Raw genomic sequence first — 14,353 nt, forward strand, 5'->3', positions numbered from 1 at the left:
GTTCTCTCGCGGTTCGTTCGACTTGCATGTATTAGGCACGCCGCCAGCGTTCGTCCTGAGCCAGGATCAAACTCTCATGAAAGAATTTGAGCTTTTGCTCATTACTATTACTAGCTATTGATTTTTTTGACTGCTGCTCTGCAGTATGTCTCGAATTTTATTCGGTTGTTTCTATCCGCTTTTACGAATAGACCCTTACACATTTTGGTGTTTGTCTTTGTTCAGTTTTCAATGAGCTTCGCTGTCAGAAGTGACAACTTCTATATACTAGCATGGTTTGGTTTTTGTCAAACCTTTTCGCTTTCATTGGGTCGTTCGTGACGACAAGAAATAATATAACATAAGCTTTTTAATAATGTCAAATACTTTTTGTACTTTTTAATATTTTTAGAAACTCAAGTTTTATTACTTTTCGCTCGTAACGACAAGAAATAATATAGCATGGGGCATCACTTTAAGTCAATAGTTTTTTGAATTTTTTGTAAATTTTTTGTAAATTCTTTTTATTGCTCAATTATTCTAATGACTTATAATGTAGAAAAATCATTTGAGACGGTCTATAACTCGACCATCTCAAATGATCTCAGCTTTTTTATTGATTGATAAATCTATTTTCTCTGACTAAGTTCCTTCGTTAGTTCTTCATAACCAGGTTTACCAAGTAAAGCAAACATATTTCGTTTATAGGCTTCGACACCAGGTTGATCAAATGGATTAACACCATTTAGGTAACCTGAGATTGCGACAGCCATTTCAAAGAAATAAATCGTTTGGCCCAGACTTTCTTCATTCATTGCTGGAATATTAATAATGAGATTAGGAACCTCTCCATCTGTATGGGCAATCATTGTTCCTTGGTAAGCCATTTGATTAACAGATGACATTTTTTCTCCCTCTAAATATGAAAGACCGTCAATATTCTCTTCTAATTGAGGGATTGTTAAATCTTTTCTAACCTTTTTGACATTTAATACTGTCTCAAATATATTTCTTTGGCCATCTTGAATAATTTGACCGATTGAATGTAAATCCGTTGAAAAATTGGCAGTAGATGGAAAAATTCCTTTATGATCCTTTCCTTCAGACTCGCCAAATAACTGTTTCCACCATTCACCGAAAGCTTTTAAGGCTGGTTCATAGTTTACTAACAATTCATTGACCTTGCCTTTGCGGTAGAAAATATTTCTTATAATTGCATACTGCATGGCTTGATTTTTTGCTGAATCTTCAATCAAATAGTTTTCTCTAGCAATTTTAGCGCCTTCTATCAATCCTTCTATGCTTGCACCACTTACAGCAATTGGGAGTAAGCCAACGGGAGTCAAGACCGAGAAGCGGCCGCCAATACCATCTGGTATTACAAAACTCTCATAACTATTTTTTTCAGCTTCTTTTTTTAGTGCTCCTTTAGCTTGATCTGTTGTAGCGTATATCCGCTGATAGGCTTCTTTTTTTCCATATTTATCGATTAATTTTTCTTTTAAAATTCGAAATGCAATAGCTGGCTCTGTGGTAGTTCCAGATTTAGAAATAATATTAATAGAAAAATCACGATTTCCTATTACTTCTATTAAGTCATTCAAATAAGTAGATGAAATACTGTTTCCTGCGAAAAGTATTTGAGGCAAACCCTTGCTTGCAGCCGTCATGTTATAAAAGGTATGGTTCAAAAAATCTATGGCTGCTTTGGCTCCTAAATATGATCCTCCTATACCAATTACTACTAAGACTTCAGAGTCTTTTTGGATTTTTTTAGCGACTTCATTAATTCGCTCAATTTCACTTTGAGGGAACTCAAGTGGCCAATTTACCCAATCTGTATATTCAGAGCCTGTTCCTGTTTTTTCTTTAAGTTGACGTAAAGAAGATTCTGCAAACTTGCTTAGATACTTTATTTCCTTTTCTTGAAAGAAATTCAAAGCCTTCGAATAATTAAAACTAATTGTTTCCATTCATAAACCTCCTAAACTTCTATCTTAGTATTAAACTCATTTTCTTCAATAGACTTCATTGCCTGATCAATCCAATAAGGCATTTTATCTGCTATGGTTTTAAATCCAATATCTGGTAAATTCCGTCTTTTTTTTCTTCGGTTTCTTACAGGAAACAATGGGGTGTTGATTTTATCTAGTGCCCGCATGGATAAAGAAATTTTTTTACTATATTCATCAATATCAATTACAACTACTTTAACTTTTTCTCCAATACTAATGAATTCGTCTAAAGCTCCTACATATCCATGTTTACATTCTGAAATATGCACTAAGCCTTGCTCTTCGTCAGAAAGTTTTATAAAAATACCATAGTTCTGGATACCTGTGACTTCCCCTTCAATAATGTCTCCTATTTTAAACTTCATATCTATCGCCATAATTTCTCAATTATTTAGAGACTGTAACGGATTGAATAATCACATCTTCAACCGGTTTATCCTGAGGTCCTGTTGTAACATTTTGTATGGCTAAAACATTTTCCATACCTCCGGTGACTTGCCCAAAGACAGTATGGCGTTGATCTAACCATGGTGTACCTCCTTTTTCTTGATACCCTTTCACTACTTCCTCGGGAAAACCTAAGTCTTTTAACTGCTGAAGTAAATCTGCCGGTACATTTGGAGCTGTTACAATAAAAAATTGACTACCATTCGTATTAGGCCCAGCATTGGCCATTGATAAAGCGCCATAGAAATTGAAAAGATTCATTGAAAATTCATCTTCAAAACTTTCTCCCCATTTGCTTTCACCACCCATGCCTGTTCCTGTTGGGTCTCCTCCTTGAATCATAAAATCTTTAATAACTCGATGGAAAATAACACCATCATAGTAACCTTCTTCGGCTAAAGTAATAAAGTTCTCAACTGTCTTAGGGGCCTGCTCTTTAAATAAAGCCAGTTCAATATCACCCTTATTAGTATGTAGAACAACTTGAGTCTTTAAGTCCTCTGTTTTTAATTGTGGAAATTTATTCATTTTATCGCTCCTTATATCTATTTTCTTCTTCATTTTAACTGAAAAAAAACTAAATTTATAGTTAAAGGACCTTATTTTTGTTAAGATAGTTAGTGTTAAAAATAAAAAGAAGGACAAGGATGCTATGAATTACCCATTAATTGCTGCTTTTACTGCCATTTTCTTCGCACAGATGATTAAATATCCGATTGCTTATTATTCAAAGCGAACTCCTAAACTTGATATCATTACTTCTACTGGCGGAATGCCCTCATCTCATTCGGCTGCCGTAGCAAGTTTAATTGCCAGTTTAATATTTGAATACGGTTTTGCTTCCGCACATGTAGCCATCGCAACTGTATTTGGTGTTATTATAATGTTCGATTCAATGGGTGTCAGACGTCAAAGTGGTGAACAAGGGCTTGTAATTGATGCAATCATTAGGCATCTGTCTCAATCAAATCTTGATAGTTTAAGTGTTCAATCAATAAAAAAAGAGCTTGAAAGTCCTGAATTTGAAACTGAAATTATTGATAACTATGAAGATCTCATCGTTACCAAATACCTCGGACATAAACCTACAGAAGTATTTGCTGGTATCATAACAGGCGGATTTGTGGCAGTGGTAATGCGTTTAGTATTCCTTGCGTTTTTTTACTAGAAAGGCAAGATTTATGAAAAAAATTTATGACATAACAATTATTGGTGCGGGTCCAGTAGGACTTTATACTGCTTTCTTTGCTCACATAAGAAATGCTAAAGTAAAAATTATCGAGTCGTTAGAAGAAGTTGGCGGTCAACCCAAGCATTTATATGGTGAAAAAATGATTTTTGATATCCCCGCCTACCCTTCAATTAATGGAAATAATTTGACTCAAAAACTACTTGATCAGGTCAACCTCTTTGAAAAAGACCTCTCTCTAGGAGAAGAAGTTTTAGACCTCTCTCCTAATGAGGATGGCATCTATATTATTAAAACCAATAAAGATTCATATTATTCAAAGACCGTCATCATTGCAGCAGGTAATGGTGCCTTTCAACCCCGAAAACTCGAAATAGACAATGCGAATCACTTTGAAAATCATTCCTTACATTATATAGTTAAAAAGCCCGAAAATTTTAAGCATCAAAGGGTAGCTGTATGTGGAGGAGGCGACTCTGCAGTTGATTGGGCACTCACCTTAGAACCGATCGCTGAGGAAGTCTATTTAATACATCGACGTGAAAATTTTCGCGCTTTAGAAAGCTCAGTTTCTAAACTACATGCCTCGACTGTCAAAGTTCTGACTCCCTACAAAATTTTAGAATTAGCGGGCAAAGAGCATCAAATTGAATCACTGAAGCTTCAGCAGGTAAAATCCAAAGAATTAGAAGAGCTTGAACTCGATCAATTAATTGTTAATTATGGCTTTTCTAATTCATTAGGCCACATAAAAGATTGGGGACTCAAGCTTTCTCGCAATCAAATCGAAGTCTCATCATTAATGGAGACCAATTTACCTGGTGTTTTCGCTGTCGGAGATATTGCTGATTACCCAGGTAAGGTGAAAATCATTGCTGCTGGATTTGGGGAAGCCTTATTAGCTGTTAATCAAGCCTTGCACTTCATCGACCCTAACTATCGTCCGTCACCCTTACATTCATCAACTATATTTGAAGGAGAATTCAATGACTAAAGATTACATTCACTTAAAACACTTAGAATCTAGATCCTATGAATTGCTAGCCGAAAGAGGTGTTAGCATTGAAGAAATCGCCGAAATCGTCTACGATTTACAAAGTAGTTATGTTGATACTTTGACCATGCAAGATTGCATTGATAATTTGCATGCGGTGATGCAAAAACGTGAAGTACAAAATGCTATTATAACTGGAATTGAATTAGATATTGCTGCTGAAAAAGGACTTTTATCTCCACTTCTATGTGACTTATTAATGCGCGATGAGGGTCTTTATGGAATAGATGAAATTTTGACTCTGTCCATCGTCAATGTTTATGGATCAATCGGTCTTACTAATTTTGGTTATTTAGACAAGCTTAAACCGGGTATTATCGGTAAACTAAATGATGAAAAAGATCAGCGTTGTAATACATTTATTGATGACATCGTGGGTGCCTTAGCTGCTGCAGCTGCAAGTCGCATTGCACACGCACAACCACAAACTGATGAAATTTCTGTTCCTCCAAAAAAGCCAAGTCACTTATAAACTAAAAAAAGATAAGCTCTACTAATGAGCTTATCTTTTTTTATATTTTCATTTTAATGAATAAGTGAATAATTCCTAGCAATAATTCATATAGCATAACGACAACAATCAATAATAGAAAAAAGTAGCTATCTGGAAGAACATTAATGATAGGATCTGTTAAGGGATCGAAAAGCCATAAATCATTTTGAAAGAAAATTTGGTGAAAAAGAATAAAGATTTTATCAAAAGCTATGACTGCTAAAAACAATAAACCGATTGGTAACATGTAACTTAACATCAAATACATCTTAAGGTAAGGGTTACGTCTTCTTTGCTTGCGGATATTTATCAAAACAAGCACTAAAACAAAAATCATAAACAAAGCTGCCATCATGGTTAGCTGGATTAAAACTTTAACTTCAGAAAAATGTTGAATCCCACCGTCAGAAAAGGCAAAATCAGGTAGTAGCAACTGACTTTCCATCGGATGGGTTAAGAAATCGACAATTGTTTGATAATTTTGATTTAATTGCTCACTCGTTAATCCAACTATTTCATGAAGTTTATAATATTGATTAAAGAATCGATAAATAACTGGTGATAGAAAAACCGTCAGTGTGATTGCTCCGGTTAATGATGCTAGGCTAAATAGGCAGGCTCTGGCAAAATTTTTTATATGATAAGTCAAGCTGCTAATCCTCACTTTCTAACAAAGGCTAGTTGGATCTTTTTTTAATTACAAAATCTTTTTTATGTTTGATTTTATTAGCGGGCTTATGCATATTATTTGATCCGCCATTCGAATTGTTTTTATTTTTAGCTTTAACTTGTGAAGAGTTTTTTTCATTTCTTCTTTTTATTTTAGGGGTAACAGTCTTTGAACGATGACCGAGACTTTGAATTTTTCGGTTTGTTCTTTTTTGATAGTTACGACCTCGTTTATTTTTATTTGAAGTTCTTGGATAAAGTGTCTTACTTTGAATATTATTTAACTTACCCGCCCTCAATCGATCTAGTAAATGAGGGTATTCAGCGATAGAGCTTTTTTTACCAATAACAAAATACTTCGCTCCAAAATTACAGTATTCATTAATATAATCCTCTAACGTTTCAATCCGTTGATCAAAGGCCACTTTGGGCGTTCCGATTTGGTAGAATCCTCTTAATCGAAGTTGATCGAAAGCCCAATCACCAACAATAAAATCATATTTAGCGAAGAGGTCTTGGTAACGATTATAGAAAGCTTCAAAATCAAACGCTTCTTGATAGTTTATAATCAAATCATACTCTTCGTCTTCAATCATTAAGGAATTTTCATTGAATAGTTTAATGTTTTTAATGATTTCTTCATTCGCTTCATTACTCGTCAGATCGTCTAATAGTTGATCCAATTGCTTATTGATTTTTATTTCTTTTGATGAATCTTTCATATTCTACTCCTGTTCTAAAGGGACTTATTTCTGAAAACACTTGCTTAAAATGGTTTAAAAACTTAAGAATAATAATCGTCAGTTTCCCATATTTCATTATACTCGTATAAAGACAAGGGAGGTAGAATGCCCTACTCCGTCTAGTTTATAAGCTTGGTCAATGTTGAATAATTTTAGTTTATTAACCACTGATTACTTTTATATTCATTAGAAATGCCCTTAAAAACTATTTTACCAAAAAGTTTACCTCTAAATCCATTGTCACATTCTTTTTCGCTTTTTAAGGTAAGCCTTTGATTATTAGTTTTTTCGAAACCAACTTTTGAATACCTACCCTTGAGTTCAACAATCATTGCTCGAACCAAATGTGTTTGAGTTTCATAAAATCAATTGAAGTTCATTGTCTCTTTTTACAAATCTAATAAATGAACCGAAAATCAAATGATATTCAGTTTATCGTTCAAAATCTATAACACTTTGGCTTACAAGTGATTATTTCAATATTTTTAGACTACTACTGAGATGGAAATGAAAGAACAAACCACATTTTTATTACCAAGCTGGTTGCCCCCTTTTAATAAAAATAATCAATGAACTCTAGCAACGCTTTTCTAAGCTTTCAAAAAACGAGCGATTGCTTGAAGCATCCATTATTATCGCTTATAAAAACATCATAGTTGGCTGCATGAAATAAATCAACACCGATTAACGCTTGCGTAATTTCTCTAATAGAATGGGAAAGATTCATCGCAACACCTAATTAACAAATGATATTATAATCTCTACTCCATTCAATACTTTTTTAGCTAAGTAACATCAACTATTATATTCTTATTTTCAAGGTGACTGAATAACTCATTAATATATATATATATATAATGTGATTTAATTAATTATTTTTTTGAAGAAGCTCTCTTCAATATAAAAAGACCTCCTCTTAATAAATAAAAGGAGATTTTTATATATTATTTGAAAATACTCAATAGAATGTAAGCGACAACTAAAAAAATCACTCCAAATATTAGATAAGTCATCCAATCTTTTTTTAGACGCGGAATTGGTTTTGCAATTACATAAGCAGCGGCCAAAGCTATCATTACAATCATAATGACCACCGAAAAGACAGATGAAGGTAAAAGGTAGCTTAATAGATAAAGAATCGGTAAAATAACTGCTACAAAAATTAATGGAAGACCCAAATAGAAATTCTCTTCATCCGTTTGATAAGATTGGAATTCTAATGGACGGTTAAAATGTGCTAATCGAATGGCTACAGCGATTATATAAATTGCGATGGTGATAATACCTAATGTTCCTCCTTGAGTAGCTGTTAATAACAGACCCACTGGAATTAAACCAAAAGACAGAAAATCAGCTATTACTTCTAACTCTGTAGAAAAAGCAAGCTGTGCATCTGTTTGATCAAATTGTTCGGAAATATCAATAGAATATTCATTTAAAATAGCTGCTATCATCATAGATATTAAACCATACTCAACTGCTCCTATATAGGCAAACCCTAAACCTACAATCGAAAAAACTATTTGAACCAAGACGATTAAATTGGACCGATGTAGATCTCCTAACATAATCTTTCCTCCTCACATATAATGTATGTCAATTCCTATTTTACCGATAATATACTGTTTTTAGCAAGTATTAATATTAAACTTTCCATAAATTGAAAGTGATTCTAAAATTAGTTATACTACTGATAATTAATTGACCATAATTGGGGGAAATAATATGCAGTGGAAAATAGTTACAGACTCTGGCGCTTGTATTCGTTCAATCAAAGATATCAGTGAGGAAATAGAATTTGAAGTTGTTCCTTTAATGTTGAATATCGATGATCATGCCTATGAAGATAACGATCAAATGGATACCCAAATACTAATTAATAAAATGGAAAGTGGCCAGAAGACTGGAACTGCTTGTTCAAGCCCTGAAAGTTATGCTCAGAGATTTAAGTCCAGTCCAAATGTTTTATGTTTTACACTATCTTCAGGTGTTTCTGGCTCATACAATGCTGCTTGTTTAGGTAGAGAGTTGGCCTTAGAAAAAAATCCAGATGCTAAAATAAAAATTATCGACAGCCGATCGGCCGGAGCTGAAATCGACCTTCTTATTAGTCTTGCTGCAAGTATCATAAAAAAAGAAAATGATTTTGAAGCGGTAGTAGCAAGAATCGAAAAGGAACAACTAAATACAAACGTCAATTTTCTATTAGAATCTGTTGATAATTTAGTGAAAAATGGACGATTGTCTAAAGTTGTCGGAAACATGATTGGATTGCTGAATATTCGCTTAATAGGAAAAAGAAGTCCTGAGGGTACGATTGAATTAGCGCAAAAAGCTAGAGGTCATCAAAAAGCAATAAAAAAACTTTGGTCAGAAATAAAAAATAACGGGTTTAATGGTGGAAAACTAATTATTAATCACGTACTCAATCCTGAAGCTAGTCAAGAACTTCAATCGATGATTCTTGAAGAATTTCCACAAGCAGAAATTAGCATTATACCTTCTTCTGGCTTGTGTGCTTTTTATGCTCAAAGAAATGGTCTAATTGTCGGCTACCAAACCAAATAATTTAATAAAAAAACTGACTTAATTATTGCTTAAGTCAGTTTTTTTATTAACACTTGATATCTCATGCATTTTTATTTACAAAATGAACGATTTGACTAATTACCTTTTTCACTTGATTATCGTGACCTAAAAGAATTTCATGTTCGCTTGAAGGGACAAGATAATTTAATGAATCGGGAAGACAATTATAGAAATGGAAAATTCCTTCTTTTTTAACAACTTTATCATTAGCTGCTCGGAAAATTAAAGTTGGAAAAGTCATTTTTTTTATTTCTTTTTCCTGATGAATAGTTTGTATAGCATCTAAAGATGCATTCAACCAATTAAAGGAACCTGACTTTGTAGGATAAAGATGGAGTTTCTTATTGAGTTCAAAAAAGAAACGACCTCTCGCTTCAGAGTTAGACAGCTGATTGGGCATCTTAAAAACCAAATGACTACCATTTTCTGTGTGCGAATTTTCTGGTAAATAGTACTCACCCCGGCCTAATTTTTGCATCAAACTTGCGCTCATATGAGCCAATTCCATTGGTATCCCTTTAGTGCGAATAGCAAGCATTGGAGATGATAATATCAAACCATCCACTAAATCTGGCCATATTTGAGCAAAACGCGAACTTACAGCCCCACCCATTGAGTGTCCAAAAATAAATAAAGGCTGTTCTTCTCCACCAAGTTCTTTTACTTTTTTCACTAGGCATTTCAAATCATTGATATAGACATTAAAATCCATAATGTCTATTTGAGTTTGGTTAGGGAACAATTTAGATTTCCCATGACCACGCGCATCATATGTCAATACTTGAATTCCTGATTGTAATAAATAATAAACCAGTTCCCGATACTTTTCTTTATATTCATTAAATCCATGAACTATAAGAAAAGTTGCTTTGGCAGACTCTAAAGCATAGAATTCAAATGCTAAGTGATAACCTTCCCTGTCGATTGATCCATCTTGCCTTTTTTTATCGATATAGGGGACTAGCTTTTCATCCCAATTTTTCTCATATTCTTCTTCTGTCAACCAATCAATGGCAAGTTCATTTCCAGCTAATTCAAGTAATCTTTCAGCATGACTAATCTTAGGAAGTGGATGATTAAATTTTTGATGTAATTTAGAAACAGCTGTAACACCCGCTAATGTGAGTGCCCATCTAAAGTGATTTTTATTTTTCATATTTTCCTCCCTATTTAAAGCTTCTGTGTATCAAAATTTAACACCACAACGATACGCACATAGGACGAATCGTCTAAACGAAAGTCAGTAGCTGAAGCTTTAGCGGATAAGTATACCCTCTTCATATCATAAAAATCTTCTGTTTGTTCAAAAAAAGCTTCGGCTAAATATTGAGCAAATACTGCTTCATCTTTTGACCAAGTATCTAAATGAATATCATCGGAAGAAATAAAAACCTCATATAAGTTTTCTCCAATTCGATATTGATTATCTTCAATGCCATAAAAACGCTCTCGGAAATTTACACCATCAATTGTTTTAGAATCCAAATAAGCATAGTCATTTAACTCTTCGAGTCTAAGCAAATTACCATTTGACAGATAAGGAGCTGGAAAGACTGTTCGTTGAGTAAAATAAGCTCTGTTAACTTCTTCTACAAAAGACCTGTTTAACTCACTTATATCTAATTGATCATTAAAAAGGTCTGCCTTTTGTTGACTCTTTATAAATCGAGGATGTTCTACAATTGCTGGAGGATACTGGATAGGTTGTTTATTCCCCGGATATGACTGTATCTGATTAATTATATCTGGAGACTCTTCATCAGGAAGCTTTTCAATCCCAATAAGTTCTTTCGATATTTTACTGAGTCTTTGAAAAGTAGATAGACCTTCTTGGGACAAAACTTGATCAATAACTTCTTCATGACAGTAATAGGCAGTACCAAATCCAAGCACTATAAATAAGATTTTAAAATAAAAAGATAGAGGGAAATGTTTTTTCAATCGGTTCGCCTAGCTTTCTTTTTCAAAATTTGGTTTGCGAATTAATAAAGGATCGACAATATGGTAGCCTTGCTCACGATAACCGTCTACCATCCTTGAAATGGCATCATTTGTCCATGGACGATCATGCATAAGAATGTTTGCTCCTGCCCTTAAATAATCATTGTTTAAAGACACTTCTAATAAAGCTTCACTCTCTAAATAATCATCCATCCAGTCATAACCAAAATTCCAAGTCATTAACTGCATTTCTAGCTCTCGGCATATCTGATAAGTATCCATATTAAACAAGCCAAAAGGCGGTCGGAACCATCTAGGCTTCTCACCAGTAATTTCTTCTACTAAGTCACTAGTTTGCTTAATTTCTTGATATTGTTGATCGTAGGTCATTTCTTTCAAGTTAGGATGATGTTGAGTATGGTTACCAATTTCAAATCCCATATCATAGATTTGCTTAGTAATCTTTCTCCCCTTTTCCTCCGTTAAGAACATACCATTCACTAAGAAAATAGCATTCACATCTTTAGCTTTTAATTGCTGAGCAATTTCAAGTGCATAAGAGTCAGGTCTTTGAGGCGTATCATCAAAAGTAAATAAAAGAACTTTATGATCACCACTATCGTATAAAGGAAATATTTCTGAAGAAATATCAGGATTTTCTTGCATATAATAAGCATAACCATCCTCATCCACTTCAGCATATTTGGAATAATCTGTCCATGCCTGACGTGTGCCATCCTTCTTTAATCGACCTTCTTTAGCGGAATCTTTTTCTTGAGTACTTTCTTTCACTTTTATTTCATTAACCTGTACTTGACTTGCTTCAGTCACTTCTTCTAATGGTGCCTTTTGACAAGCAGATACACAAAATAACAAAAGAATTAAAGCAGAGAATTTCATCAATAATTTGTCCTTTCTAAATCCAATTTGCCTTCTTAGTTTATCATAGAAAGAATTGAAGTTGAAACTAAGAACAGATCCAATTTAAATTTAACTAATTTTTAAAAAAAGACCCCTAACTCATTAAAAGAGATAGGGGTGAATATACTATTCATAACGGGTTAATTTTTGTAATAAACGTTTCATTTCAAGCACTTCATCTGTACTGAAATCTTCAAAGACATCCAACAAGTGTTTACGGTGCTCAGGATAAATCTCATCCATCAACTTAGTACCTTCTGCTGTAATTTCAGCAAAAGTCACACGACGGTCATTTAAATCTGGCTTTCGTTCTACGTAACCCTTATTACACAACTTATCAATCACATAAGTGGTTGAAGATGATGCAATTAATATACGGTTACCAATTTGTTGAATTGGTTGAGGACCACGATTATATAATAATTCTAACACGGCAAACTCTGTCACGTTCATATCTGATTGATTAGCATCCTTTTTCACTAATTTCTCAAAGTAGCCGTGAGCTCTCATCATTCCAATATAAGTTTTTAAAACTTCTTTATCTCGATCTGACATCTACTCTCACCTTCTTCTCTAATAATTTTTATATCTCGAAAGTGAAATAATTATATCTTATCTTTTTAATTAAGTCAACACGCTAGTCTTTATTTTTACAAAAATTTTACAAAATTTTGATTGTAATCCCTATTCCAATATTTATACTATTCTAGAACAAATAAAAAGGAGGCTTCCACCATGTTAATTCATCAAAAAGATATGATCATTAGACACGCTCAAACTATTGATGCTTCAGCAATCCAAAGCATTTATAGTCCTTACATTCTTAAGACCAACTTCAACTTAGATTCGGAAGTCCCCACATTGGAATCAATCAAAGAAAGAATCGAAAACTTATCTCAGAAATATCCTTTTATTGTGGCCGAATATAAGGGAGAGGTGATTGGATTCGCATATTTGAGTGACTTTTATGAGGCTTTCTTAGCACATACCGCTCTTCTATCCATTTATACCGCCGAAAATTGTCCACTAAAAGGGATTGGTCATGAACTTTATACAGTTATCGAATTTCTACTTTCTCAAACAAGTACTGAATATATCATTTCTACCATTGTCGCTGATAATTATCGCTCTTTACGCTTTCATGAAAAAGAAGGCTTTGAACTTATGCTTACTTTTCCAAAATTAGCTCGCAAAGCTGATTGTTTTATTGATGTCGTTTGGATGCGAAAAGCAATAAACGCTGCTTCACCAATCATTCAATACCCTGCAGTTGAGTTCGACTTTGAAAGAGACCAATTAATTACTGAATAATTTTTCAATACACAATCAAACAAATAGCAGGTTTACATGAAGTTGTATTTTAAACTCCATTGTAAACCTACACTTATTTAAAAAAAACTATTCAGGATAAGTAAAGCTTAAGTCAGTCACTTTTTCAAGATTTTTAAGATACCGATTTGCTTGATATTTAGCCATCGGTAAGTTCTGATCCAGATAATTTCCACAATCTCTGGCAGTAGCACCAGGAATTTCGCCTTCAAAGTTTGCTGTGAATTTAAAGGTCTCTTTAATTATGCTCAAAACTTCTTGACCTTCTAAGGCATCCGTTAAAATTAAGTAGAATCCCGTACGACACCCCATTGGTCCAAAATAAATGACTTCGTTTTTATATTTTTCGTGATTACGTAAAAAAGTAGCTGCTAAATGCTCAATCGTATGTATTTCTGCCGTGTTCATTACGGGCTCAGCATTCGGTGCTGTGAAGCGCAAGTCATAAGTGTGTATCTTCCTTCCACCAATCTCATCCGTTCGAGACAAGTAGACACCTGGTTTTAAATTTAAATGATTGATGGTAAAACTTGGTATTTTTTCCAAAAGAATTCCTCCTTTATATTGCTTCAAATGTAACGAAAGAATATATATCTGTCAATTTTTTTAGTTAAATAAAAAGTATATTAGAGTAAAATGGATAATTAAACGTAAAACATGATGACTTATATTAATTTGTCGACCACTTAACAAACGATCTCGATAAAGCGTAATTGAAAGGGCTAATAATAAAATAGAAATAACAATGTCTAAAAGATTCAAGCTTGACCATAAATTAATTAAGGTCAAAAGAAATAGTAAATCAATAACAGTCAATGTTATCTTTGAAATCTTGAGCTCATTTTTTATTCCTAAAATTCCAGTTATAAACATTATACATGCATAGATAAAGACTATTATGTTCATCATATCCCTCCATTTACTTCCTATATATTTTTAAAAAAACATATCACATATTGCTAATTTAGTAAATGTGGGTTTCTA

General features: G+C 33.4%; 17 protein-coding genes and 1 rRNA gene. 5 read left to right on the forward strand and 13 right to left on the reverse strand.

What is annotated here, in order from left to right; genetic code table 11:
* From NW240_RS04475 to NW240_RS04490, 4 genes are all read right to left on the reverse strand, one after another.
* A 16S ribosomal RNA gene (locus NW240_RS04475) occupies positions 1–82 on the reverse strand; the annotation flags it as partial.
* A 526-nt stretch (positions 83–608) separates the two neighbouring features.
* Positions 609–1,952 (reverse strand): glucose-6-phosphate isomerase, encoded by a 1,344-nt coding sequence (locus tag NW240_RS04480; protein ID WP_258436280.1) that lies wholly within the window; start codon positions 1,950–1,952, stop codon positions 609–611.
* An 11-nt stretch (positions 1,953–1,963) separates the two neighbouring features.
* Positions 1,964–2,371, reverse strand: coding sequence for a CvfD/Ygs/GSP13 family RNA-binding post-transcriptional regulator (locus NW240_RS04485; protein WP_258436281.1), 408 nt, complete (start codon positions 2,369–2,371; stop codon positions 1,964–1,966).
* 10 nt (positions 2,372–2,381) lie between these two features.
* Positions 2,382–2,969: a peptidylprolyl isomerase gene (locus tag NW240_RS04490; protein WP_258436282.1), complete on the reverse strand. Its 588-nt coding sequence runs from the start codon at positions 2,967–2,969 to the stop codon at positions 2,382–2,384.
* Positions 2,970–3,093: 124 nt separating this feature from the next.
* Between NW240_RS04490 and NW240_RS04495 the strand changes: the two genes are divergently transcribed.
* The 3 genes from NW240_RS04495 to NW240_RS04505 are packed head-to-tail and all read left to right on the forward strand — an operon-like array spanning position 3,094 to position 5,156.
* Positions 3,094–3,609 carry a divergent PAP2 family protein gene (locus tag NW240_RS04495; protein ID WP_258436283.1) on the forward strand — a complete coding sequence of 172 codons (516 nt, stop codon included), beginning with the start codon at positions 3,094–3,096 and terminating at the stop codon, positions 3,607–3,609.
* A gap of 13 nt (positions 3,610–3,622) precedes the next feature.
* A complete protein-coding gene (locus tag NW240_RS04500; RefSeq protein WP_258436284.1) occupies positions 3,623–4,624 on the forward strand; it encodes an NAD(P)/FAD-dependent oxidoreductase in 1,002 nt (333 codons plus the stop codon).
* On the forward strand, positions 4,617–5,156 hold the full coding sequence (locus tag NW240_RS04505) for a phosphatidylglycerophosphatase A (protein WP_258436285.1): 540 nt from the start codon (positions 4,617–4,619) through the stop codon (positions 5,154–5,156). The genes NW240_RS04500 and NW240_RS04505 overlap by 8 nt, the downstream gene beginning before the upstream one ends.
* A 40-nt stretch (positions 5,157–5,196) precedes the next feature.
* On the opposite strand, the gene NW240_RS04510 is transcribed toward NW240_RS04505, so the two are convergent.
* The 3 genes from NW240_RS04510 to NW240_RS04520 form a co-directional block, all read right to left on the reverse strand.
* A complete protein-coding gene (locus NW240_RS04510) occupies positions 5,197–5,826 on the reverse strand; it encodes a TIGR01906 family membrane protein (protein WP_258436286.1) in 630 nt (209 codons plus the stop codon).
* A 28-nt stretch (positions 5,827–5,854) separates the two neighbouring features.
* On the reverse strand, positions 5,855–6,568 hold the full coding sequence (locus NW240_RS04515; protein WP_258436287.1) for a YutD family protein: 714 nt from the start codon (positions 6,566–6,568) through the stop codon (positions 5,855–5,857).
* 965 nt (positions 6,569–7,533) lie between these two features.
* The gene (locus NW240_RS04520; protein ID WP_258436288.1) at positions 7,534–8,157 is read right to left on the reverse strand and encodes a hypothetical protein; all 624 of its coding nucleotides are present in this window, start codon (positions 8,155–8,157) and stop codon (positions 7,534–7,536) included.
* Positions 8,158–8,314: 157 nt separating this feature from the next.
* Here NW240_RS04520 and NW240_RS04525 point away from each other — a divergent pair, with 157 nt between their 5' ends.
* On the forward strand, positions 8,315–9,157 hold the full coding sequence (locus NW240_RS04525) for a DegV family protein (protein WP_258436289.1): 843 nt from the start codon (positions 8,315–8,317) through the stop codon (positions 9,155–9,157).
* Between the two features lie 61 nt (positions 9,158–9,218).
* Here NW240_RS04525 and NW240_RS04530 read toward each other — a convergent pair whose 3' ends face one another.
* The 4 genes from NW240_RS04530 to NW240_RS04545 form a co-directional block, all read right to left on the reverse strand.
* Complete coding sequence (locus NW240_RS04530; protein ID WP_258436290.1) at positions 9,219–10,334, reverse strand: lysophospholipase; 1,116 nt, start codon at positions 10,332–10,334, stop codon at positions 9,219–9,221.
* A 14-nt stretch (positions 10,335–10,348) separates the two neighbouring features.
* On the reverse strand, positions 10,349–11,119 hold the full coding sequence (locus NW240_RS04535) for a hypothetical protein (protein WP_258436291.1): 771 nt from the start codon (positions 11,117–11,119) through the stop codon (positions 10,349–10,351).
* A 9-nt stretch (positions 11,120–11,128) separates the two neighbouring features.
* Complete coding sequence (locus NW240_RS04540) at positions 11,129–12,019, reverse strand: polysaccharide deacetylase family protein (RefSeq protein ID WP_258436292.1); 891 nt, start codon at positions 12,017–12,019, stop codon at positions 11,129–11,131.
* Positions 12,020–12,166: 147 nt separating this feature from the next.
* Entirely contained in the window at positions 12,167–12,595 is a 429-nt protein-coding gene (locus NW240_RS04545) for a MarR family winged helix-turn-helix transcriptional regulator (protein ID WP_258436293.1), read from the reverse strand.
* 180 nt (positions 12,596–12,775) lie between these two features.
* Between NW240_RS04545 and NW240_RS04550 the strand changes: the two genes are divergently transcribed.
* The gene (locus NW240_RS04550) at positions 12,776–13,351 is read left to right on the forward strand and encodes a GNAT family N-acetyltransferase (RefSeq protein ID WP_258436294.1); all 576 of its coding nucleotides are present in this window, start codon (positions 12,776–12,778) and stop codon (positions 13,349–13,351) included.
* An 87-nt stretch (positions 13,352–13,438) separates the two neighbouring features.
* Here NW240_RS04550 and NW240_RS04555 read toward each other — a convergent pair whose 3' ends face one another.
* A complete protein-coding gene (locus NW240_RS04555) occupies positions 13,439–13,915 on the reverse strand; it encodes an S-ribosylhomocysteine lyase (protein WP_258436295.1) in 477 nt (158 codons plus the stop codon).
* Between the two features lie 60 nt (positions 13,916–13,975).
* Positions 13,976–14,275, reverse strand: a complete 300-nt coding sequence (locus NW240_RS04560; protein ID WP_258436296.1) for a hypothetical protein — start codon at positions 14,273–14,275, stop codon at positions 13,976–13,978.
* Positions 14,276–14,353 lie beyond the last annotated feature (78 nt).

This window comes from Facklamia sp. 7083-14-GEN3, assembly GCF_024742075.1.
Lineage (GTDB): Bacteria > Bacillota > Bacilli > Lactobacillales > Aerococcaceae > Facklamia.